General features: G+C 60.0%; 14 protein-coding genes. 13 read left to right on the top strand and 1 reads right to left on the bottom strand.

Features of this window, described 5'->3' with window-relative positions:
- Positions 1-907 precede the first annotated feature (907 nt).
- The 11 genes from RCAS_RS18900 to RCAS_RS18850 all read left to right on the top strand — a co-directional run bounded on the left by RCAS_RS18900 (position 908) and on the right by RCAS_RS18850 (position 20,995).
- Positions 908-2,431 (top strand): glycosyltransferase, encoded by a 1,524-nt coding sequence (locus tag RCAS_RS18900; protein ID WP_012122118.1) that lies wholly within the window; start codon positions 908-910, stop codon positions 2,429-2,431.
- A 4-nt stretch (positions 2,432-2,435) separates the two neighbouring features.
- On the top strand, positions 2,436-3,596 hold the full coding sequence (locus tag RCAS_RS18895; RefSeq protein ID WP_012122117.1) for a glycosyltransferase family protein: 1,161 nt from the start codon (positions 2,436-2,438) through the stop codon (positions 3,594-3,596).
- Between the two features lie 661 nt (positions 3,597-4,257).
- On the top strand, positions 4,258-5,694 hold the full coding sequence (locus tag RCAS_RS18890) for a glycosyltransferase family 4 protein (protein ID WP_012122116.1): 1,437 nt from the start codon (positions 4,258-4,260) through the stop codon (positions 5,692-5,694).
- A 597-nt stretch (positions 5,695-6,291) separates the two neighbouring features.
- Positions 6,292-7,623 carry an ABC transporter ATP-binding protein gene (locus RCAS_RS18885; protein WP_012122115.1) on the top strand — a complete coding sequence of 444 codons (1,332 nt, stop codon included), beginning with the start codon at positions 6,292-6,294 and terminating at the stop codon, positions 7,621-7,623.
- On the top strand, positions 7,620-8,687 hold the full coding sequence (locus RCAS_RS18880) for a class I SAM-dependent methyltransferase (protein WP_012122114.1): 1,068 nt from the start codon (positions 7,620-7,622) through the stop codon (positions 8,685-8,687). Before RCAS_RS18885 ends, RCAS_RS18880 begins: the two co-directional genes overlap by 4 nt.
- Positions 8,688-8,697: 10 nt before the next feature.
- On the top strand, positions 8,698-11,022 hold the full coding sequence (locus tag RCAS_RS25710; protein ID WP_198135956.1) for a glycosyltransferase family protein: 2,325 nt from the start codon (positions 8,698-8,700) through the stop codon (positions 11,020-11,022).
- Positions 11,019-13,115, top strand: coding sequence for a glycosyltransferase family 4 protein (locus RCAS_RS18870; RefSeq protein WP_012122112.1), 2,097 nt, complete (start codon positions 11,019-11,021; stop codon positions 13,113-13,115). The genes RCAS_RS25710 and RCAS_RS18870 overlap by 4 nt, the downstream gene beginning before the upstream one ends.
- A complete protein-coding gene (locus RCAS_RS18865) occupies positions 13,093-13,533 on the top strand; it encodes a hypothetical protein (protein ID WP_012122111.1) in 441 nt (146 codons plus the stop codon). Before RCAS_RS18870 ends, RCAS_RS18865 begins: the two co-directional genes overlap by 23 nt.
- The gene (locus RCAS_RS18860; RefSeq protein WP_012122110.1) at positions 13,534-15,243 is read left to right on the top strand and encodes a DUF6020 family protein; all 1,710 of its coding nucleotides are present in this window, start codon (positions 13,534-13,536) and stop codon (positions 15,241-15,243) included.
- Positions 15,244-15,286: 43 nt separating this feature from the next.
- Positions 15,287-17,557 carry a glycosyltransferase gene (locus RCAS_RS18855; protein WP_012122109.1) on the top strand — a complete coding sequence of 757 codons (2,271 nt, stop codon included), beginning with the start codon at positions 15,287-15,289 and terminating at the stop codon, positions 17,555-17,557.
- A gap of 2,469 nt (positions 17,558-20,026) precedes the next feature.
- Positions 20,027-20,995, top strand: coding sequence for a glycosyltransferase family 2 protein (locus RCAS_RS18850; protein ID WP_012122108.1), 969 nt, complete (start codon positions 20,027-20,029; stop codon positions 20,993-20,995).
- A gap of 315 nt (positions 20,996-21,310) precedes the next feature.
- On the opposite strand, the gene RCAS_RS18845 is transcribed toward RCAS_RS18850, so the two are convergent.
- On the bottom strand, positions 21,311-22,267 hold the full coding sequence (locus RCAS_RS18845; protein ID WP_012122107.1) for a LysR family transcriptional regulator: 957 nt from the start codon (positions 22,265-22,267) through the stop codon (positions 21,311-21,313).
- 125 nt (positions 22,268-22,392) lie between these two features.
- Here RCAS_RS18845 and RCAS_RS26305 point away from each other — a divergent pair, with 125 nt between their 5' ends.
- Together RCAS_RS26305 and RCAS_RS18840 are read left to right on the top strand one after the other, a co-directional pair.
- The gene (locus RCAS_RS26305) at positions 22,393-22,521 is read left to right on the top strand and encodes a hypothetical protein (RefSeq protein ID WP_269632674.1); all 129 of its coding nucleotides are present in this window, start codon (positions 22,393-22,395) and stop codon (positions 22,519-22,521) included.
- Positions 22,522-22,597: 76 nt separating this feature from the next.
- Positions 22,598-23,263 (top strand): DUF1641 domain-containing protein, encoded by a 666-nt coding sequence (locus RCAS_RS18840; RefSeq protein WP_012122106.1) that lies wholly within the window; start codon positions 22,598-22,600, stop codon positions 23,261-23,263.
- Positions 23,264-23,266: the final 3 nt, after the last annotated feature.

The following is a 23,266-nucleotide window of genomic DNA, read 5'->3' as shown; positions in this document are numbered from 1 at the left end:
GAAGCCCTGGCTGAGGGCGTGCAAGCCCCTGGCGCTGCGGGCTGAAGCCCTGGCTGAGGGCGTGCAAGCCCCTGGCGCTGCGGGCTGAAGGTGCTGCGGGCTGAAGCCGTGGCTGAGGGCGTGCAAGCCCCTGCGGGGCTTCCACGACTCCTGGCGCTGTGGGCTGAAGGCGCTGCGGGCTGAAGCCCTGGCTGAGGGCGTGCAAGCCCCTGGCGCTGCGGGCTGAAGCCCTGGCTGAGGGCGTGCAAGCCCCTGCGGGGCTTCCACGACTCCTGGCGCTGCGGGCTGAAGCCCTGGCTGAGGGCGTGCAAGCCCCTGGCGCTGCGGGCTGAAGCCCTGGCTGAGGGCGTGCAAGCCCCTGGCGCTGCGGGCTGAAGCCCTGGCTGAGGGCGTGCAAGCCCCTGGCGCTGCGGGCTGAAGCCCTGGCTGAGGGCGTGCAAGCCCCTGCGGGGCTTCCACGACTCCTGGCTCTGTGGGCTGAAGGCGCTGCGGGCTGAAGCCCTGGCTGAGGGCGTGCAAGCCCCTGCGGGGCTTCCACGACTCCTGGCGCTGCGGGCTGAAGGCGCTGCGGGCTGAAGCCGTGGCTGAGGGCGTGCAAGCCCCTGCGGGGCTTCCACGACTCCTGGCGCTGCGGGCTGAAGGCGCTGCGGGCTGAAGCCGTGGCTGAGGGCGTGCAAGCCCCTGCGGGGCTTCCACGACTCCTGGCGCTGCGGGCTGAAGGCGCTGCGGGCTGAAGCCGTGGCTGAGGGCGTGCAAGCCCCTGCGGGGCTTCCACAGCCTGAGTGAGAGGTTGAGCTGGTCGCTCAGGGATGAGGCGCCGACTCGGCGATACGGGCATGCCGGATTCATTTCTCAGGTTCATAAGCCGCAGGCTGCTGCTGGCTACTCGGAGAGGTGTCAACCACGTATGACCTCACCGCTCGTTTCGATCATCATCCGGGCGCGGAATGAAGCGCCTGCGCTGCGACGCCTCTTGCCTCTGCTCCAATCGCAGGAGGTTGATTTTCCGTTCGACATCTGGCTGCTGGATAACGACTCGCAGGATGAGAGCGCAACTCTGGCGCGCGCGTATGGTCTCCGGTATCACCATATTCCGCGCGGCGGGTTCAACTATGCGGCGGCGCTCAACCTGGGCGCATCGCTGGCGGAAGGCGAGTTTATCGTCAGTCTGTCGGCGCACTGTTTTCCGCAACGCAGTGACTGGCTGGCGGCGCTCGTGGCGCCGTTGCGCGCGGATCGCAACGTTGTCGCCGCTTACGGTCGGCAGGTCATTGATCCGCAGAGCGGCGCATTCGAGGCGCATGGCAATGCTGAGTTGTTTCCGGCAGATGCGCGCCAGCCGAAGATCGTCGCATTCTCGAACGCCAATAGCGCCATTCGGCGCGATTATCTCTTGATCCATCCCTTCAATCCGGCGATCAAGATTCTGGAGGATCACCTGTTCTATCTGGAGATCGCCGGGGATTTCGATGTGGTCTATGTGCCCGAAGCCGTCGTGCTCCATGAGCATGATCGCTTTTCGTGGCGTTACTATGTGCGACGCTGGATACTGGAGGGATGGTCGTTCTATTTTTTGACGCGCCATCGCGGGTTGCCGTCGCCCTATATTCCGCAACGGCTCGTTTCTCTCCGCCGATTGCTGTTCATCTATCCGCGCATCGCCGTCGCATATGCGCGGCGTGGTCGGTGGGCGCCGGCGCTGCGCGCCATTCCCTTCTTCTGGCTGCGCGATCTGATCTGGCTGGCGAGTTTTGTGCGCGCCCGCCTGCTCCACCCGGTCATGGCGCAGACTGATACGGCGCTGCTGCTGCGCACCAATCGGTTTTTGCGCCGTCAGGCGATGCAGCAGTCGCGCATGACGCTTCCCGACGCGCCGCTCGACTGGCGCGAGGAATGGCAACTCAAGGCGGATTGGGGGTTTATCCGGCGGAATATTGCCGATTTCATTCGTTTGTGCCACGAACGCGGGTTGTTTGCCAGTCCGCTGCTGGAAGTCGGCGCATCGGGGCAGAACGACTACCTGGCGGAGTGGTATGACATGCGCACCTCCAATCTGGCGTCGAACCTGCACAGCGCGGACATGGCGCTCGATATGGAGGATATGCGCCAGATCGCCGATAATTCGCTCGGTTCGATTCTCTGTTCAGAGGTGATCGAGCATGTGCGGCATCCTGAGCGCGCGATTGCGGAAGCGTTTCGCGTGTTGCGTCCAGGCGGCACGCTGATCATTACAACGCCGTACAACATTGTGATTCACAACACCCCCGAAGATGGCGGCTTCCACGGGCGCAACTTCACGCCGCAGGGGTTAGAGTTGATTCTGCGCGAGGCGGGGTTCGATATTGTGCTGCTCGAAACGCGCGGCGCTACTGAGATGCGCCGTCGTCTGATGCCGAGCAATGTGTTTGCAGTGGCGCGGAAGCCGGGGTGAGCCGATGATGACTCGACTGCGCCAACGCCTGCCTGCCCTGCTGCGCGCCGTTGCCGCTCTGCCGCGAACAGTCACGGCGCCGCGCCGCTCACCGCCGCGCATCCGGTTTGTCTACCTTCATCCTGGCGCTGCAACGCGCTACCGCGTCTGGCATCAGGTGGAGCAGGCGCAGATCGCCGGTCTGGCGGCGGATGCCGTTGCGCTGCACGACTCGGCGCGACTCTACGATCTGTCGCAGGTCGATCTGCTGATTGTGCATCGTCTGCCGCTGGCGGCGCTGACGTTGCCGCTTGTCGTTGCCGCCCGGTTGCGTCGCATTCCGCTGGTGTTCGATAGCGACGACCTGGTGTGGGATGAGCGTGAGCGCGAGTACAATTTTCTCGACCGTCATCACGATCCGGTGACGATTGCCCGCCTCCTGCGCGCGGCGCGCGGTATGCGGCGATTGATGCGCCTGTCCGATGCGTTGATCCTTTCGACGCCATTCCTTGCGGCGCTGGCATCCGCCGATGTTCGCCGTCCATCGTTCGTCAGCCCGAATGTGCTGTCGCGCGAACAGGTTGCGCTGTCGCGCGTCGCGTTCGATGAGCGACAGCAACGCCCGTTGCGCGCACAACCGGTTATCGGGTACTTTTGCGGGCATGCGCATGTTCACGATGAGGATATTGCGACCGTCGGCGCTGCCCTGCGCATGGCGCTGGAGGAATGTTCTGAAGCGCGATTGCGCTGCTACGGCGAGGTGACATTACCGCCGGAACTGACAGATGTGTCGGTGTGTGACCGCATCGAGCGGCGTCCGGTGGTCGACTGGCGCGATCTACCGCGCCACATCGCGGCGGTTGACATTAATATCGCGCCGCTGGTCGATAACCCGCAGCGCCGTGGCAAGAGCGCCGTCAAATATCTGGAAGCCGCGGCGGTAGGTGTGCCGACGGTTGCGGTTCGGCTCGAACCATACCGGGATGCGATTGATGAGGGTGTGACAGGGGTGCTGGCAGCCACGCGCGACGAATGGGTTTCGGCGCTGATACGGTTGCTGCGCGACCCGGAGTTGCGGCGGCGGATGGGTGAGGCGGCGCGCGCTGATGTGCTTGCCCGCTTCACAACGGAGCGTCAGGCAGAACGATTTGCGCGGATGATCGGAGCGATTGGGAGAAGCGCGTGAATGGTGGAATGGCGCCTCGTTCCCTCGCTCCGGAGTTAAGGGTAGACCGACCCCCCCGGCGCACGGGCGTGTCCGGCGGGGGGATTGCTTCGCCGCCTGCGGCGGCGCGCGATGACTCGGTGGGGCGGGGGGATTGCTTCGACCGGCTGCGGCGGCGCGCGATGACTCGGTGGGGCGGGGGGATTGCTTCGACCGGCTGCGGCGGCGCACGATGACTCGGTGGGGCGGGGGGATTGCTTCGCCGCCTGCGGCGGCGCGCGATGACTCGGTGGGGCGGGGGGATTGCTTCGACCGGCTGCGGCGGCGCACGATGACTCGGTGGGGTGAGGGGATTGCTTCGACCGGCTGCGCCGGTCTCGCAATGACAGGGCGCACGGGCGCGTCCGGTGGGGGGATTGCTTCGACCGGCTGCGCCGGTCTCGCAATGACAGGGCGCACGGGCACAGAGGATGGACACGCGCGGCGCCGGTCGCCCCGCTCCTGCGTGCGGGAGAGGGGCAGGGGGTGAGGGCACAACAGTGCATCCCCCCGCCATGCCTGCCCGCGATGGGTATGCGCGCGGTCTGACCTTGAACCCGCTCCGGAGAGGGAGCGTTGCCCGTCTTCCGCCCCCGCGCTGCCGGAGGAGAAACGTTTGTAAGCGCGCGGATGGAGAAGCGCCATGCACATTCTGTTGATAACGCCCTGGCTGACGATTGGCGGCGCGGATCGAGTCCATCTTGACCTGATTCGTCAGTTGAACCGGCGCGGCTGTCGGTTCAGCGTGGTGGCGACATTGCCGGCGAAGCACGAATGGCGCCCATTGTTCGAGGAACTGACGCCTGATGTCGTCACACTGCATCCGACCATTGCGCCAGCACAGCAACCGGCGTTCGCGCGCGACCTGATCAGGTCGCGCGGCATTCATGCAGTTCTCATCGGCAACAGTCAGTTCGGATATGCGTTGCTGCCGTATCTGCGGTCCTGTTGCCGGGATGTGGCGTTCCTTGACATACTGCACGCAGTAGAACCACACTGGCGAGACGGCGGGTATCCGCGCCTGTCGCTCGACCATGCCGCCTGGCTCGATCTGAGCATCACCGTTTCACGCGACTTGCGCGACTGGATGATCGCGCGCGGCGGTGACCCGGCGCACATCGAGGTCTGCTATGCCAACATCGATGTTGACGCATGGAATCCGGCGCTTTTTGACCGCGCAGCGTTGCGGCGAGCGTTCGGCATCCCGCCGCGCGCGCCGCTGATCCTGGTGATCGGGCGATTGTCGTCGGAAAAGCGTCCACGTCTGGCGGTGCGCATCCTGCGGGAAGTGGCGCGCCAGGGTATCGCCTTTCATGCGCTGATTATCGGCGATGGACCGGAGCGCCCGGTGTTGGAGCGGATGCTGCGCGACCCATTGCTCCAGAACGTCCGCTTGACCGGCGCGTTGCCCGAAGAGCGGGTGCGGGAGGTTATGGCAGCCGGGGACGTGCTGCTGCTACCCTCGGCGCGGGAGGGGATTGCGCTGGTGTTGTACGAAGCGATGGCGATGGGGATGGTTCCGGTGGTCGCCGATGTCGGCGGGCAGCGTGAACTGGCAACACCCGACTGTGGCATGCTTATTCCATCATCCAAGAGCGAAGAAGCGGCATACGTTGCGGCACTCGCCGGTCTGTTGCGCGATCCGGCGCGTCGCGCGGCGATGGGTGCTCAGGCGCGACGGCGGATCGTTGACCATTTTCGGATCGATCAAATGGGTGATCGCATGGAGATGCTGTTCAGGCGCGCGGTTGAGCGCGCGATGGGCGCCGAGCGTCCAATTCCGACGGAAGGCGACGCGGCGCGCAGCGCGGTCGAGGCGATCCGCCTTGCGCGTCACGCAAGGGATGTGGCGCGTTTGTGGCAAGCCGACAGGTATTCTGAGGATGCGTCCCTCTCACCTGTGCGCCGCGCCGTGTTGGGTGTTGTGCGCAGTATGCGGCAACGGTTGCGCCCATGGTACCGACGTCTGGTCGGTCGTGATGGACATCCCTTCAGCCGTGGAGTTGTTGCAGTGCGTGATCGGGTAGTGGCGTGGGTGTATGACGAAGGGCGAGAGGCCCCCCCCGGTAGGCGGGTTTAAGGCGCAATGACGAGATTGCTTCGCCGCCTGCGGCGGCTCGCGATGACTCGGTGGGGCGGGGGGATGGCTTCGACCAGCGGTGCTGGTGGCGCAATGACGAGATTGCTTCGCCGCCTGCGGCGGCTCGCAATGACAGCGCGCGCTGGCGAGTCCGGCGGGGGGATGGCTTCGACCAGCGGTGCTGGTGGCGCAATGACGAGATTGCTTCGCCGCCTGCGGCGGCTCGCAATGACAGCGCGCGCTGGCGAGTCCGGCGGGGGGATGGCTTCGACCGGCTGCGGCGGCGCGCGATGACTCGGTGAGGTGAGGGGATTGCTTCGACCGGCTGCGCCGGTCTCGCAATGACAGGGCGCGCTGGCACAGAGGATGGACGCGCGCGCGGTGCGGGTTTGGGGATCATCGGGGTTCGCGTGGGGTCACGGGGCGCCGGTTGGCGAACATCCCGTTTCCACGTTTGAGCGCCCGCAGGGGTGGATAGGCGCCGCTGCTCGTTTGACATCCCTGCCGGGTTATGCTATTATCACCCCTCGCAGACAGGAAACAAAAGTGAGCGGAAACGCATACGGATAGAGCGCATCAGCACGCGACGCAGGCGATATGGCAGTTCCAACCGCAGACATTCTCCCTCAGGAAGCGGCGCCACTCCCCGCACCGACCGACGAGGTGGTCATCAGCGTCCAGAACGTCGGCAAAATGTACCGCATCTACGACCAACCGCAGGATCGGCTGAAGCACATGCTCTTCTGGCGGTTCGGCAAGCATTACGGGCGCGAGTTTTGGGCGCTGCGCAACGTCAGTTTCGAGGTGCGGCGCGGCGAAACGGTGGGGATCATCGGGCGCAACGGGAGCGGCAAGAGCACGCTGCTCCAGATCATTGCCGGCACCCTGGCGCCGACCGAAGGCGAAGTGCGGGTGAAGGGGCGCGTGGCGGCGCTGCTTGAACTCGGCAGCGGCTTTAATCCCGAATTCACCGGGCGCGAAAATGTCTACCTCAACGGCGCGATCCTGGGGCTGAGCCGCGACGAAATCGACGCGCGCTTCGACGACATTGCCGCATTCGCAGACATCGGCGAGTTCATTGATCAGCCGGTGAAGGTGTATTCGAGCGGCATGTATGCGCGGTTGGCGTTTGCGGTTGCTGTCTCGCTCGATCCTGACATACTGATTGTTGATGAAATTCTTGCTGTGGGTGATCTTGCGTTTCAGCAGCGTTGTGCGACAAGATTGCGGCAACTTCGAGATGAAGGGTTGACGCTTTTGTATGTCAGTCACTCGCCTGACTCTATCAAGAGCGTTTGTCAAAATGCTTTGCTACTAGTTGAAGGAAAAGTTTTTTACAAAGGGCATGCGGAAGAGACGATGAATAAGTATCTCAACCTGATTCGTGAAGAGACAAATGCAGCTATGTTGTCGAAAGAGGCACATCTTCCTCGATATATACCATTTCATTCTCTGGCAAAAGCGAAGCTTCGCTATGGGTCAGGTCACGTTCAAATCGAAAGAGTGGAATTGTTGGACGAGGACGGACAATTCTCTCATTCTTTTAGATTTGGTGATATGATTACGATTCTAGTAGAGTTCCGTTCGTATATCGAGGTGAACCATTTTAGTTGTTCGTTTCTAGTAAGGGATTCTACAGGCGTTGATCTTTTTGGGACAACTACTTTTGATGAGAGAATAGAGTTTCCAATACTCAGAGTTGGAAACAGAGGGCTTGTTCGATTCAAATTTCTCAATCAACTGAGGATTGGTAACTATGGTGTGTCAGTGGCTCTGAATCGTACTTCGCAAAGAGATTATTCTGATAATATTCTTTTCGATCAGATAGACGGTGCTGCTGTGTTTTCCGTGGTGCCTGATATTTCCAGGCCGGTGCATTACAAATTCTTTGTTCCGATTTCGATAGATTATGAGGTAACGTTTGAATGAATGATTCTCAAGTGTATGTTCCGAAAAACTATCAGTACTGGCGTGACCATGGGAGTGAATGGTTTGATGAGTATGAGCGACGCCAGAAATATATGCTCTGTTATCATATTCAGAGGGTTATGCTCGCAGACTATATGCGGCATAGCCGTCCTGCTCGTGTGATCGAATTTGGTTGTGGTCCCGGTCGTCATCTCAAGTATCTGAGCCGGATTGAGGGTATTGATGTGTATGGATATGATCAAAGTGCCGCTATGGTCTCAGGGTGCCTTCGGTGGACTACGTCGGAGTGGATCGCAGAGCATGTGATCGTAGGTGAACCGGTTGGTCCTTTGCCGTATCCTGACCGACATTTCGATATCGTCTACACCGTCGAGGCATTGATTCACACGCGTCCAGAGGATGTAGGTGTAGTACTCGCGGAGCTGGTGCGTGTGAGCAAGTGGCAAGTGCTTCATCTGGAACCTGCTCAAGGGGTTCAGATCTTCGAAGATGCGCACGATGGTTCCTGGTGTCACGACATTGTGGCTGCGTATCGTCAGTTGGGGTATGAATGTGAGGTTTTGCCATCAGGGTATATCGTTCAGCAACCGTATCGGGTTATTCTTGATCCTGCTCGTCCAGTCTACACATGGCCGTCAGATATGCTGGACCTGTTGCGCAGGATGGAGTCTGACATACAACCGACACTCGACCAGTTGGCGCAGAACATCAATGATTTGTCTTCACAAATTGTAAATCTACGGGCAGAGCTGGCGGAGGCGGAGGCGCGGGGACGGCAGATGCAGCAGCAGTGGGAGGCGACGCAGGCGGCGCTGAAGGAGGAACAGCGAAAAAACAGACAGTTGGCGCAGAACATCAATAATTTGTCTTCACAGATTGTAAATCTACGGGCAGAGCTGGAGGAGGCGGAGGCGCGGGGACAGCAGATGCAGCAGCAGTGGGAGGCGACGCAGGCGGCGCTGGAGGAGGAACAGCGAAAAAACAGAATATTGATGTATCAGCAGGCTCGCTTTGAGGAATTCATCAATCAGTTGCGGCATGCTCTAAAGATGCCGATAGAATGAAGAGGGAAGAATGGGGACAAGCAACTGGCAACATATTCCATTCTGTGTCGAGGTTTTGATGAGGATCGAGCCGCGACGCGTGCTTGATGTGGGGGTTGGATTTGGCAGATGGGGCATCATTGTGCGTGAGTTTTGTGATGTCTGGTTCGGTAGAGTATTGCCGGAACAATGGTCGGTATATGTCGAGGGGATTGAGGCTTTTGCGCCGAGTATTTCGAGTTATCACTCGTCTTTCTATAATAAAATCTGGGTGGGAGATGCTGTCGAAGTTTTTTCTAGGATAGACAAAAGCTGGGATGTCGTGATATTTGGTGATGTTCTGGAGCACTTCACTCGAGAAAATGCAGAGAAGTTATTGTTATGGTCAGTTAATCACTCAAACTATGTCATTGTTAATATTCCCATCGGTGATGATTGGGATCAAGGAGAAATGTATGGAAATCCGTATGAACAACATCGCAGCGTATGGGTTGAGGAGGATTTTCATGGCTTCTTCATGGTAAGAAGGGCGCTATTCAATGACTATCTCGGGAGGAAGCACGGATCTTTTGTGCTATCGCGTCATGATCCAAGAGGTGTCGCGTTAAGGCTGTTCTCGGAACGAACCGATGAGTTTCAGAGTGAGATCGGAGTTTCTATGGATCGGTTAACTCATCATGTAGATTTGGATTCCTTACATAACATTGTCGAACGAACGCGTGCTATCAGCGAAGAACTCGAATCTATCAAGAACTCACGGAGTTACCAGGCAATGGTGCAGTTTCGTCGATCGCCTATCGGCCATATTGCTGCGAAAACGTTGCGATATGTCGATCAGAGTGTTGGGAAAATAAAAGGCCTTTCAAAGATCAGGCAAGGAATTGTCGGATTGGTTTATCAGTATGTGCCCAGGGTGAACACTCGTCTCCTGGAGCAGATGTATCATTTACCTCACGGTATCGTTCGTTTGAGGTTGATTGGCAAAAATCCGCACAGCCAGGGAGCGGAAGCGTGGATTCTGGCGGTGCGGAACAATCATGGCTTTCTCAGCGCCGGTCAGATCAGATTGTACGGTTCCTGGACGGTGCGTGAGGGGAGTGGCATGAAGGGTATGCCTGCACTCGTTGCTTCAGAGTATGGTTGGGCTGATATTCCGGCGGAGCATGGTGCTCATCTGGTCTTGCTGCGGCACCCATGGAGTGGTATTGTCGAGTTACAGTTTGGGAATGTGCGACGTCGGTTTGACCTCTATGCTTCGCAGGCACACGATATTATTATTGATCTTACGACGCTAGAGCAGAAGCAATCGCTTCCTACCGTGCGTCCCGTTCCGTTGCCGGATACTTTCAGACGTTGGCTCGAGACGACAGATTTTAGCCAGGGAGTTGTTACGGTTGTCAATCCAGAGTGGCGAGGAATTTATAGTTCCACTAAGAATCTCTTTGATACCATTCTGGAACTGCCTGATCATCTTGACGAAGCATCGGGTTTGCAATATGCCTGGTTGCTTGCAGAAACGAGATGTCAGGTCGTAGTGATTCAGGGTTTTCCGATGACGTACTATCATTTAGTGACAGCACTGCGTCGGATTGCTCCGAATATGCGTATTGCTGTTATCTGGCACGGGACATTCTTGCAATTGACGGAAGATTACGTCTGGCAATCCTTCCGGCAGGTTGAACGATTTTGTCGCGAGGGTGCTATCTGGAAATTGGGGTTTGTTAAGGCGCGCATGGCTGAGATTATGGCGAAACGTGGTATACGAACCGGATTTGTACAAAACATGGTGCGCGAGGTGCCAGATAAGCCTTCGGAGCCGTTACCCGGCGGTCCACACATTGGTGTCTGGTTGCTTTACGATGGATGGCGCAAGAATCCTTTCGCTTCTATTGCTGCAGTGTCTGCGCTTTCTGGTGCGACTCTTCACATGTCGGCTGCCTCCGACCGTGTGCAGGAGTTTGCTGAGTTTATGAACATACGCAGCAATATACACTTTCGGCCCATCGACCAGGGTTTGATGCGACATTATCTGGCGCAGATGCATCTGAATCTTTATGTGACTTTGAGCGAATGCGCGCCGATGCTTCCGCTCGAAAGTCTATCAGTAGGTTCTCCGTGTCTGTTCGGTCCTACGACGTATTACTTCGACGATCATGACTATTTGCGCGAACGTCTCGTGGTGCCGCAACCAGATGATGCAGGGATGATTGCTGCGTACATGCAGCGCGCTCTGGAGGAGCGAGGTGAGATCATCGCCGCCTACGCCAGGTATGCGCCAGATTATAATCGCCGCGCGAGAGCGACGCTCGCTGAGTTTTTGGAATTCGATGGTTGTGATAGTGCGAAAAATACATGAAACGCATTTGCTTTGTCACGCACGAGATTGCTCCAACTACTTGGGGTGGTTGCGGGGTATTGTTATACAACGCGGCCTGTATGCTCTTGAGAAAAGGTCACGAAGTTATTTTCGTGTTGGACTTGCCGCATGATTACTTTGATAGATTTCAAGGGGTTGACCGTTTGCGCTTTCCCAACCCGGAGAAATGTCGCGCGTATCACGCTGAGAGTATTGTTGCCCGGAGTGATCTTAATGAAAACTCTTTTCCTTTTCCATCTCTCTGGAAAGCGTATCGAATTCATCTGGCGTGCAAATATGTGGCTGAAAGGGAAAAACCCGATCTCATCGAGTTTCATGATTTTCTAGGGGTAGGGCACTATGCTCTGACGGCAAAAGCGGCGGGTCTGTGTTATCAGGCGACACACCTGGCGGTTCGTTTGCACAACTCCATCGAGGTTATGGATATTCACTCTTCCTCTGCGCACCTACATGCTCATAACCACTTTGTGCATGATCTTGAGCGTAGCGCTCTGCAGCTTGCCGAAACGATCCTCTATCCGTCACCATCATACTTGCGCGAGGCATATCAACCGTTCTACCCTCTCTGGTTTGGGAGGGTTGTGGAGTCTCAATCGCCGCTTGTTGATGTTCCGTCGAAAAACAATTACAGCGATGAGGATCATGTTATTCTGTTCTATGGACGGATTTTTTCGATGAAGGGTGTTGATGTATTTGTTGATGCTGCTGTTGAAATGTTGCGCAGATACAGCGAAGTGCGTTTTGTGCTTGCAGGGTATGACTCTCGGGAGGCGCCCGATGGAAGTCTTACCTATGAGCAATTCTTAAGGCGCAAAATTCCCTCGCGCTTTCAGTCGGCCTTCGAATTCGTCGGACAGCTTGACCGTTTACAAGTAGAATCTTTGCTCCCGCGTGTTCGATTTGCAGTGTTTCCAAACCACTACGAGTCGTTCTGTTATGCTGCCCACGAACTTTATGCGGCAGGCATTCCGGTCATTGTTTCGAACATCCCTGGATTCAGGGATGTTTTCAGGCATGAGGAGAATGCCCTGGTTTTTGATGGTACCGTAGAAGATCTGGCAAGGCAGATGATGCGTCTTTGGAATGACCATGCATTGCGCCAGCGTCTCATATTTCCCTATCCTGTCGCAACTCGACCTCTTGGTGATATCTATGACAATCCCCCCCGCGACAGTTGGATTGTGAGAGGTGATCATGCCTCATGTTCTTTGCTCGTGTGTGTGATCGGTGAAGAAGGCGCCCTGTTTCAAGAGACCATTGGGAGTCTAGAACGAGTTCATAAAAGTGATATGCGAATTGTTCACTTGCGACCGGCAGGCTCGACAAAAGATGAAGCCTGTGGGTGGGTTCTTGGTCAATTGTTTCAGTTCCTTTCTCTGGAAGGTGATGCTCTTCTTCCGACCGAGGTTCGTACCGGACAGGCGCTGTTACTGTTGCGTGCCGGGGATCGTGTCGCGCCAGATTTTATTCGTGTCGCCTGTAATACGCTTGCTCGTCAGCCTCAGATCGGTTTTGTCGGCGCCTGGCATCGTGTTCGCGCGGCTGAAAAGGAATGTATCGAGAACTTTCCATTTGACGCATCCCCGGAGTTGCTGCCTTTTCTTAGCGGTAAGATGCTGCATCGTTTTGTTGTGCGCACCTTGCCTGATCGCATGCTGATTGACGTGTTTGACTCAAAAGCGGGCGCCTGCGGTGAGATTGCGTATGTCTGGAGTCTTGATGCGCAGGGTCAGCGAGGGCTAATAATTCCAGAACCGCTGGTCGAACGCGGTGAAGAACCGCATGCTGTTCCGCGCCTGAATGAACTCAGCGCACTGATATTACGCGATACATCGTACTGGCATCAGTCGCGTCTGGCGCGGCTTCTTGTCTGGTATGTCGGTTATGCCAGGGCGCATCGTTTTCCACATCCGAGTCTGCACGAGGCGCCTGTGGTTGAGCCTCGCCTGTGGCGCCTGGTTCGCCGGGTGTATACAATGCCGGGCTATGCCGTAGCGCGCAATGCTGCGTTTGCCTTCTACCGCCTCTGGAGGAGTCTGGATCGAGGTTATGGAAAGACGAACGCCCTATAAACACATTGCGGCGTCGAGTGTCGTAGGCGCCGCTTTCACGATGACGCACATTACCCATGTCTCTTTTGCCGACCTGTCCTCCGAAGTGGCAGGTTTTCCCTTTTTTGGTCTGTACTTCCTTGTTCTGTTGAGCGCGCTCGCCTACGGGCTGCTCGGCGTTGTCGTCGGGCGCCTGCGCCGGTTCAGCCCACGCGCGCGGATCGCCTGGCTGGTCGGCGCCCCATTGCTTGGGGTGATGGCGACGCTGGTCATTCCTACTTTTCCGCCGCAGCCCTGGTTTGGAGAGGAAATGGAAGTGACGATCACGCCGCTCAACGAACGTAACCCCGCCGCGCAAGGCAGTGAGGTGTGGTTGCTGCGTGCTTCTAACGGCGGGCAGGCGCTCGACCTGGCGACGTTCGCGCATGATGGCAGTTAGGTGTGGCGCGACAATGGCGAGTTGGTGGCGCTGACCGGCACGACCGCGCCGCTGCGCTGGCGGGGACAGGTGCGCTCAGCGCTGATGGTTGAGTTGCTCGAGCATCCGTGGTCGGGTAGGGTACGTGTGCAGGTCGGCGATCAGGCGCAGGAGTTGGACCTGTACGCTGCAACGGCGCGTAGCCGCATGGTGACGCTGGCGCCGCCGCCGTCGCTGTGGACGCGCGCAGCAGGGGGGCTGTGGCTGGCGGACATCATCAGTTGCGGTGTGCTGCTCACGGCGGCGCTGCTGCTCCTGGCAACCTGGCGACCGCAGGCGCGCTCGCGCGTCTTGCCGTGGTTCTGGTATACGCTGCCGTGCGTCGTCGTCTGGTCGTGCACCCTGCTCGTCTTCTTTCCCGGATTGATGTCATCCGATTCTCTGGACCAGTGGGATCAGATGTTGCGTGGCAAATACAACGACGTACATCCGGCGTTTCATACGTTGACGATGTGGCTGATCACGCGGGTCTGGCTTTCTCCGGCGGCGGTGGCGCTGGCGCAGATCGGCGCCCTGGCGCTGGTCTGCGGGTTGACGGTGCGCGAACTGGCGCTGCTCGGCGTCAGCCGATGGGTGCAGGTTGTTCTGATCGTCCTGTTCGCGCTGTCGCCAGTCAATAACCTGATGGTCATCACGCTGTGGAAGGATATTCCGTATGCCATTGCGCTGCTGTGCGTCTTCTGGATGCTGCTGCGGGTCTGGCGCACGGACGGCGTCTGGCTGCGCGCGCGGATGGCGCCGGTCGCCATCGGTGCGGCGCTGGCGGCGCTGGCGCTCTACCGGCACAACGGCGCACCGACGGCGCTGCTGATCCTGCCCGCGCTGCTGCTGGTCGGGCGGCAGGCGCGCTGGCGGCAGGTCGTCGTGATCGGCGGCGTGTCCGTGGCGCTCGTCTTGCTGGTGAAGGTGGGGCTGTATCGCGCGCTGGACGTAGCGTCGGCGCCGCCGTGGTTTGCCCGGCAGATGCAGATTCACCAACTGGGCGCGTTCGTGGTGCATTCAGAACAACTGGATGGTTCCGATCGCGCGCTGCTTGAGCGACTGCTGCCCCGCGACGAGTGGCATCGCCGATACTGGTGCTATAGTCTTAATTCATTGTTGTATGGTGATCCGCTGCCTGACCAACATTTGTTTGATACAAATGTCGGCGAATTTACCGCATTGTGGCAAAAACTGGCGCTGCGCGATCCGGCAACGCTCGCGCGCCATCAATGGTGTCTGACGAACCTGATCTGGCGGGTGACCCAATCAGAAGAGGCGTATCTGTCCACCTGGCCAAGGGATTTGCTTATCCAGAGTCAATGGGCGCATCTCCTGGGTGTGGGTCCGGCGTCCATCGTTCCGTCGGTGCGTGATCAATGGATCGTCCCATGGTTGGAGCGGTTGGAGCAGCCGGAGTGGGTCTGGCTGGTCTGGCGTCCGGCGTTGTATCTCTATCTGGCGCTGTTCTGCGTGGCGGTTGCGATGATCCGGCATCGATCGTGGCGCCTGGCGGGGCTGGCGCTGCCGGTTGTAGCGCAGTCGCTGATCTGGATGCTGCTCCTCACCGTGCAGGACTTTCGCTTTCAGTATGGAACATATGTGATCGGCTTGCTGGCGTTGGGGTTGGTGTTTCTTCCTGTGCCGATGCGTGGCGATGCAGAGTGCGACGGTGGCGTTGTGCCGTCGTAAGGTTCTTTGCTGACAGCGGCTTTGTTCGACCGGATACGTGCATATGCCCCTCCCTCCCTTTCCCCTTTCCCCTTCGCTTCCCGCCTACGGCTATGCGCCGGTCGATCCGGCGGCGACGCCGGTGGTGAGTATTGTCACGCCATGTTACAACTCTGGCGCGATCTTCCTCGATACCGCGCGCTCGGTGCTGCGTCAGTCGTTGCAGCAGTGGGAATGGATCATTGTCAACGATGGGTCGGACGATGCGGCCACGCTGCGCGTCCTGGCGTTGCTCCGCGCCGTGAATGACCCGCGCATTCGCGTGGTGGACCGGTCCCGCTGCGGTCTTTCGGCGGCGCGCAATGCGGGTGTCGCCGTCAGTCGCGCACCGTTGCTCTTCTTCCTCGATAGTGATGACCTGCTGGCGCCGACGGCGCTCGAACAGTGCGCCTGGGCGCTGGCGTCGCGTCCGCAGAGCGCTGCCGTGGCGACCCGGTGCGCGACGTTCGGCGCGGCGCAGCAGGAGACGCGCCGCGGGTTTGCGACGCGCCATATGTTTCCGCACGATAATCCGCTGACAGTCAGTGTTCTGCTGCGCCGTTCGGCGTTCGACCGCGTCGGCGGGTTCGATGAGCGTTTCCGCGATGGGTTGGAGGATTATGAGTTCTGGGTGCGCCTGGCAGCTGCCGGGTTGTGGGGACACGATATTGCGGAGGCGCTGGTGTGGCTGCGCCGCAAGGCGCCAGAGACGTATCGCGGGTATCGCTGGACGTTTCGTGAGGATCGGGGGGCAATGGCGCGTATGCGCAATGATCTGCGCACGCGCTATCCGCAGGTGTTCCGCGATGGTCCGCCGCGCGTGTCTGGTGAGCCGTCCCCCATTCTGCAACCGCACGCGCTGATCGATCCTGAGCCGCCGTTCGCCAATCGTCTGCAACCGGTCGGAGCGCGGCGGGTGCTCATGCTGGCGCCCTGGGTCGAGATCGGCGGCGCGGATCGCTTTACCATCGACCTGGCAGCCGGTCTGCGCGCGCGTGGGTGTCGCGTGTCGGTGTGCCTGTCGCGTCCGTCGGCCAACCCCTGGCTGAATGAGTTGCGCGGCGCTGCCGATGAGGTCTTTAATCTGCCGACGTTCCTTGCGCCTGCCGATTATCCGCGCTTTCTGCGCTATCTGATCGAGTCGCGCAGCATTACGACGGTGGTGGTGCAGAACGATCTGTTTGCTTATCGGTTGCTGCCTTTCCTGCGCGCCTGGTGTCCTGATGTGCCGATTGTCGATTTTTTGCACATCGAACAGGAGCACTACCACGGCGGCGTGCCGCGCGCAGCGCTGGAGTATGATCCGGTCATCGATCTTCATATCACATCATCGCACCACCTGCGGCAGTGGATGATCGAGCGCAGCGCCGATCCGGTGCGGGTTGATGTTTGTTATATCAATGTGGATACACAGCGCTGGCAACCCGATCCGGCGGCGCGCGCGCGCGTTCGCGCGGAACTGGGAGCGCCCCCTGATGTGCCGGTGATCCTGTTTGTCGGACGGTTGGCGCCTCAGAAGCGTCCCCGACTGGTGGCAGAGATCGCGCGCGCGCTGATGGAACAAGATGTTCCCGGCATGTTTCTGGTGATCGGCGATGGTCCCGACATGGGCTGGATGCGGCGGTTTGTGCAGCGGCATCGTCTGGAACGCCGGGTGCGGTTGTTGGGGTCGGCGCCATCGGCGCAGGTGCGGGAGATAATGGCAGCCGCCGATATTCTACTCTTGCCGTCGGAACACGAAGGCATTGCGTTTGTGCTCTTCGAGGCGATGGCGATGGGGCTGGCGCCGGTTGCCGCCGATGTCGGCGGGCAGCGTGAGTTGGTGACGCCCGACTGCGGTGTGCTCGTTCCGCTGGCGGGAGATCAGGTTGCGCAGTATGTCGAAGCGCTGCAACGCCTGATCGCCGATCCGCAGCGGCGCGCGGCGATGGGGCAGTCGGCGCGCGCGCGGGTTGTGGCGCATTTTGACCAGCAGCAGATGATCGACCGCATGCTGGAACTCTTCGAGCAGGCGGCGACCCTGGCGCGCGATGCGCCGCGCCCGTCGGTGGATCGCGGTCTTGGTCTGGCGACGGCGTCCCTGGCGATTGAGTATTTTCAGTTCCGCGAGGCGCTGCTCCGGCTGGCGCCGGTGCGTTGGGCGCGCGCGGCGCGCTGGTCCTCTGCTTGGGAAACGGTGCGGCGGATTGCAGAGGTGCGCACCCTGCTCGACCGCCTTGATCGCCGGATATATGTGCTGCGTCGTGAGGTCATGTGGCGAATCAAGCGCGCGCTGGGGAAGGAGTATAATCAGTGAGGTGCGAGGCGAGAGGCGAGAGGTGCGAGGCGAGAGGTGCGAGGGTCCCGACCATGGCGTAGCGCGAAATTTATCTCGCTTGGTGGCGAGGCGAGAGGTGCGAGGCGCGAGGGTCCCGACCATGGCGTAGCGCGAGATTTATCTCGCTTGGTGGCGAGGCGAGAGGTGCGAGGCGCGAGGGTCCCGACCATGGCGTCGCGCGAGATTTATCTCGCATTTGTGGAGAGGTGCGAGGCGTGAGGTGTGAGGTAATACCAATGACGCTTGAAGATGCCACATTCCTTGTCATTCCGAGCGCAGCGAGGAATCTAACCGAGCGCAGCGAGGAATCTGAGCGGGTCGCGCCAGACCCCTCGCGCTGCTCGGGGTGACCATGCCGGATGGTCACAGGTCATTGGTATAAGAGGCGTGAGGCGCGAGGTGCGAGGTGCGAGGCGAGAGGCGAGAGGCGAGAGGTGCGAGGCGAGAGGTGCGAGGCGCGAGGGTCCCGACCATGGCGTAGCGCGAGATTTATCTCGCTTGGTGGCGAGGCGAGAGGTGCGAGGCGCGAGGGTCCCGACCATGGCGTAGCGCGAGATTTATCTCGCTTGGTGGCGAGGCGAGAGGTGCGAGGCGCGAGGGTCCCGACCATGGCGTAGCGCGAGATTTATCTCGCTTGGTGGCGAGGCGAGAGGTGCGAGGTGCGAGGGTCCCGACCATGGCGTCGCGCGAGATTTATCTCGCATTTGTGGAGAGGTGCGAGGCGAGAGGTGCGAGGTGCGAGGGTCCCGACCATGGCGTAGCGCGAGATTTATCTCGCTTGGTGGCGAGGCGAGAGGTGCGAGGCGCGAGGGTCCCGACCATGGCGTAGCGCGAGATTTATCTCGCTTGGTGGCGAGGCGAGAGGTGCGAGGCGCGAGGGTCCCGACCATGGCGTCGCGCGAGATTTATCTCGCTTGGTGGCGAGGCGAGAGGTGCGAGGTGCGAGGGTCCCGACCATGGCGTCGCGCGAGATTTATCTCGCATTTGTGGAGAGGTGCGAGGCGAGAGGTGCGAGGTGCGAGGGTCCCGACCATGGCGTCGCGCGAGATTTATCTCGCATTTGTGGAGAGGTGCGAGGCGAGAGGTGCGAGGTGCGAGGGTCCCGACCATGGCGTAGCGCGAGATTTATCTCGCTTGGTGGCGAGGCGAGAGGTGCGAGGCGCGAGGGTCCCGACCATGGCGTAGCGCGAGATTTATCTCGCTTGGTGGCGAGGCGAGAGGTGCGAGGTGCGAGGGTCCCGACCATGGCGTCGCGCGAGATTTATCTCGCATTTGTGGAGAGGTGCGAGGCGTGAGGTGTGAGGTAATACCAATTACGATTGAAGATGCCGCATTCCTTGTCATTCCGAGCGCAGCGAGGAATCTAACCGAGCGCAGCGCGGAATCGGAGCGGGTCGCGCCAGACCCCTCGCGCTGCTCGGGGTGACCATGCCGGATGGTCACAGGTCATTGGTATAAGAGGCGTGAGGCGCGAGGTGCGAGGTGCGAGGCGAGAGGCGAGAGGCGAGAGGTGAGAGGTGAGAGGCGAGAGGTGCGAGGGTCCCGACCATGGCGTCGCGCGAGATTTATCTCGCATTTGTGGAGAGGTGCGAGGCGAGAGGTGCGAGGTGCGAGGGTCCCGACCATGGCGTCGCGCGAGATTTATCTCGCATTTGTGGAGAGGTGCGAGGTGCGAGGTGCGAGGCGAGAGGCGAGAGGCGAGAGGTGAGAGGCGAGAGGTGCGAGGGTCCCGACCATGGCGTAGCGCGAGATTTATCTCGCATTTAGCGTCTCAAAGGATTGTACGTCTTCGTTACATGTTGAACGTGGGGCGGTTGCGGTTATTGGTATAAACGTACCCGACCCTTGAGATCTCTGTTGTGGATCAGGATCAGCCCAGGCGCGAATCTGTAGGCATATCTCTCGTGCTCTGTTGAAATGTTGCAAGACCTCAAGGGTCTTGAGGGAAGGTTGCCGGTCGGGGCGTGCGGCAGGGGCGCACCGCAAGGGCAGGCGCCGGGGCCTGCCCCTACAACGGCTACAACGGCGGGTGCGCCGGGGTAGTATCGGAGCGTGCGCAGCAGGGGCGCCCACAGGGGGGTGCCCGGCGGGTGCGCCGTGGCAGGAGCGCCGCTCTGTGTCCTCCGTGTCTCTGTGGTTCATTCAAGGTGTTACATCAAGTCGGCACCCGTCAGGTGCGATGTATCGAAGTGTCCTCCGTGTCTCTGTGGTTCATTCAAGGTGTTACATCAAGTCGGCACCCGTCAGGTGCGATGTATCGAAGTGTCCTCCGTGTCTCTGTGGTTCATTCAAGGTGTTACATCAAGTCGGCACCCGTCAGGTGCGATGTATCGAAGTGTCCTCCGTGTCTCTGTGGTTCATTCAAGGTGTTACATCAAGTCGGCACCCGTCAGGTGCGATGTATCGAAGTGTCCTCCGTGTCTCTGTGGTTCATTCAAGGTGCTATTAATGCCCCACCTGCACACACAATCAGATCAAGCCGCTGCTCCCGGCACGCCGCGCGTCAGCGTCGTCATTCCCTGTTACAACCAGGCGCGCTTTCTGCCCGAAGCGGTCGCCAGCGTGGTAGCGCAGACCTTCACCGACTGGGAGATCATTATCGTCGACGACGGCAGCCCTGATGATACTGCGACCGTCGCGCAACGCCTGATCGCTGCGCACCCGGATCGGCGCATTCGCCTGATCCGCCAGGAGAATCGCGGGCTGGCAGAGGCGCGCAATGCGGGGATTCGCGCGGCGCGCGCGCCGTACATCCTGCCGCTCGACGCCGACGACATAATCGAACCGGAGATGCTGGCGCAGACGGTAGCGGCGCTCGATGCGCGTCCTGGGGTCGGATTCGTGTACACCGATGTGCGTCGGTTTGGTGCGGAAAATAACGTCCTGCGCACGCTGCCGTACAGTCTGGAGCGGTTACGTTTCGAGAACCTGATGATGCCGGCGACCCTTTTCCGTCGAGAGGCGTGGGAGCAGGTTGGCGGGTTCCAGGCTTTCAGCCCGATTCAGGGGTATGAAGACCGCGAGTTTTGGGTGAGTCTGGCGGATGCCGGGTGGCAGGGATGGCACATCCCGCAGCCGCTGCTGCGCTACCGGCGCGCGGAAGGGAGTATGCTCTCGCAGGCGCGCCGCCACGACCTTGAGCTGCGCGCGAAGATTTTCCTCCGTCACCCGCGCCTCTACGAACCCGATGTACTCGCCTGGGCGCGGCGCGTTCTGTCGTCCGAATGGAGCGTCAACGGCGCGTTGCGGTCACCATGGCATCGGTTGCTGGCGTACCTGGGGTATGTGGCACTGATCCGGCGACATCATCCGCCGTTGCTCCTGCCGACGATTGTTCACCCGTTCTTCTGGCGGCTGCCGATCCGCTGGCAGGGACGCCTGCGCGCGCTGGCGCGTCTGGCGCGGTTGCAGCGTTAATGTGACTCCGCCCAACGAGTCATTGCGCGCCGCCGCAGGCGGCGAAGCAATCCCCTCACTGCGCCACTGGCGCAGCCGGTCGAAGCCAACTGTCATTGCGAGCCGCCGCAGGCGGCGAAGCAATCCCCTCACTGCGCCACCGGCGCAGCCGGTCGAAGCCATCCCCTCACCCCCTGCCCCGCTCCCGCGCGCGGGTTGACGGGCGGGGGGTGAGGGGCGCGCGGGTCTGTCCCCCAGTGAGCGTGCCGGTGTTCGCGCGGGGGTTCTGCCCGCCCTTAAACCGAATCAGATGGGGGTCTGCCCGTGCTAACCCTCTCACACCCTGCCTCTGTGAGGCTGACGGGGAGCAGAGGAGTCGAGGAGAGCATGCACCGATGGGTAATCAGTAGCCAAATGTCGCAAGAACGCATAGGTAATGGGCGAAAGGGGCCAGTCTTTGTTCCAGATCAATTTCAACTGGCGCTGCAAATCACAATCGTTCACCGGCAGTAGACGCAAGACGCCTAGATCCACCTCGTGACGCACCACATAGGCGGGCAGGATGGCAAAGGCGTTGCCCGCCAGCAATGCGCGTTTGATGGTTTCGGGATTGTCGAATTCCCCCACATGCCGCAATCGGACACCGTGGCTTTTCAGGAACTTGTCGAGCCAGGCACGGCTCTGGCTGCCGATCTGACGCAGAATCACCGGTTGATCGTCGAGCGCCTGAATACTCAAGGACGTTGCGTTCCACCAGGGATGCGCATGGCTGATAACAACATACTGCTGCACCGTATCCAGCACCAGCACCCCGAAGTGCGGCGGCAGACGAATGCCGTCCAGTTCACCCTCGATAAAACCCGCCTCACACTGGCTTGCGATCAGGAACGTGATAACTTCGGCGGTGACACCGGTCTTGATCGATACCGTAAACTGCGGATAGCGCATGCGGAACTGTTCCACACACTCAGGCAGCACATAAATACCAACCCCGGGTGTGGCCGCAAGCGCCAGATTGCCCCCGCTCAAACGCGACACATCGGTGATCGCCAGCCGCGCCTCCGCCACTAACCTGAAGATCTCCTGTGCATACTGGAGAAGCGTTTCGCCAGCAGGCGTCAATTCGACCCCGCGGTGCTTGCGGATCAGCAACTGTTCGCCGAACTCGGCCTCCAGGTCCTGAATGTGCTGGCTCACGTTTGGCTGCGACATCAGGAAATGATCCGCCGCTTTGCTGATGCTGCCCGCCTGCGCGACGTAGACAAACAGTTCGAGTTTGTGCAGGGTCAACATGGCATAACTTCAGGTTATTGCACCGATATTAAAGAGAGTATACCAGAGAACGCGCGCCTGCGGTATATTTCGTGCAGTTCTTCACCAAAATCCCGCCGCGCGCATACACACCATGGACAAACGCGATGCCAGATCAACACCCGACTGTCGAGCAGCAGCGACCCGGAATTGTCGCTGCCCTTTCCGACTGCGCAGTCGTGAAGCAGCGGGAATTGATCATGGATGCGTCAGGAAACGCTGGCGTCAACGGTTGAGCGCGGCAATAGCGTTGCCGGCGCACTGCGCCATGATGATGATGGTCCGTCAATCACGCGAAGGAGCACACAGACGATGACGACCCTGACACCCACAAAAGCAACGGCGCCTCCAGGCAACGGCAGCCATCCCACGCTCAGCAGTGACGGCAAAACGGAGACTCTTGCGCTCATTCTTGCGAAACTAGAGCGGATGGAACAGCGTCTCGACCGGTATGATGCGCTCGTGCAGCAAGCGTTGCCTATGGCGGCAGTGATGACCGACACCGTCGATGGCTGGATGCACGAATTGAAGCGATCCGGAATCGATATCGATGAGCGGACCAAAGAGGCGCTCCGACTCCTTGCCGAATTGACGGCGCCGCAGTCGATGGAAGCGCTTCGTCTGCTGGTGGCGATGCTGCCCACGCTTGGCGCGCTGGTTCAGCAGGCGCCAGGCGCGATTGCAACCCTGGTGGACACCGGTGACGATCTGGTGATGCGTCTGCGTGAGGCAGGAGTGGACATCGAGCACCTGGGGCACAGAGGCTTGCACGCAGCGAAAGCGTTGATCGACTCGAACGTCCTCGAAGACTCGGCGGTTGCGGTGATCAGCAATGCCGCTCAGTCGCTGGCGGATAGCGCCTGCGCTGCTCGTCCCGTCTCGGCGTTCGGGTTGTTGCGCGCCCTGGGTGATCCCGACGTGCAGCGCGCGCTCGGATTTTTCCTGGCATTTGCAAAGTCGTTCGGCAGCCGTTGTTGAATC

The sequence above is a fragment of the Roseiflexus castenholzii DSM 13941 genome (assembly GCF_000017805.1).
Taxonomy (GTDB): domain Bacteria; phylum Chloroflexota; class Chloroflexia; order Chloroflexales; family Roseiflexaceae; genus Roseiflexus; species Roseiflexus castenholzii.
Note: the sequence above shows the minus strand (reverse complement) of the source record. Positions and strands in the feature narration are given on the sequence as shown.

What these genes read in the sequence shown, in the direction of transcription:
- RCAS_RS18855 (WP_012122109.1), top strand. Translation starts at nt 15,287, where the DNA reads ATGCCCCTCCCTCCCTTTCCCCTTTCCCCTTCGCTTCCCGCCTACGGC.
- RCAS_RS18895 (WP_012122117.1), top strand. Translation starts at nt 2,436, where the DNA reads ATGATGACTCGACTGCGCCAACGCCTGCCTGCCCTGCTGCGCGCCGTT.
- RCAS_RS18870 (WP_012122112.1), top strand. Translation starts at nt 11,019, where the DNA reads ATGAAACGCATTTGCTTTGTCACGCACGAGATTGCTCCAACTACTTGG.
- RCAS_RS18900 (WP_012122118.1), top strand. Translation starts at nt 908, where the DNA reads ATGACCTCACCGCTCGTTTCGATCATCATCCGGGCGCGGAATGAAGCG.
- RCAS_RS18840 (WP_012122106.1), top strand. Translation starts at nt 22,598, where the DNA reads ATGACGACCCTGACACCCACAAAAGCAACGGCGCCTCCAGGCAACGGC.
- RCAS_RS18885 (WP_012122115.1), top strand. Translation starts at nt 6,292, where the DNA reads ATGGCAGTTCCAACCGCAGACATTCTCCCTCAGGAAGCGGCGCCACTC.
- RCAS_RS18880 (WP_012122114.1), top strand. Translation starts at nt 7,620, where the DNA reads ATGAATGATTCTCAAGTGTATGTTCCGAAAAACTATCAGTACTGGCGT.
- RCAS_RS25710 (WP_198135956.1), top strand. Translation starts at nt 8,698, where the DNA reads ATGGGGACAAGCAACTGGCAACATATTCCATTCTGTGTCGAGGTTTTG.
- RCAS_RS26305 (WP_269632674.1), top strand. Translation starts at nt 22,393, where the DNA reads ATGCCAGATCAACACCCGACTGTCGAGCAGCAGCGACCCGGAATTGTC.
- RCAS_RS18890 (WP_012122116.1), top strand. Translation starts at nt 4,258, where the DNA reads ATGCACATTCTGTTGATAACGCCCTGGCTGACGATTGGCGGCGCGGAT.
- RCAS_RS18850 (WP_012122108.1), top strand. Translation starts at nt 20,027, where the DNA reads ATGCCCCACCTGCACACACAATCAGATCAAGCCGCTGCTCCCGGCACG.
- RCAS_RS18845 (WP_012122107.1), bottom strand. Translation starts at nt 22,267, where the DNA reads ATGTTGACCCTGCACAAACTCGAACTGTTTGTCTACGTCGCGCAGGCG.
- RCAS_RS18865 (WP_012122111.1), top strand. Translation starts at nt 13,093, where the DNA reads ATGGAAAGACGAACGCCCTATAAACACATTGCGGCGTCGAGTGTCGTA.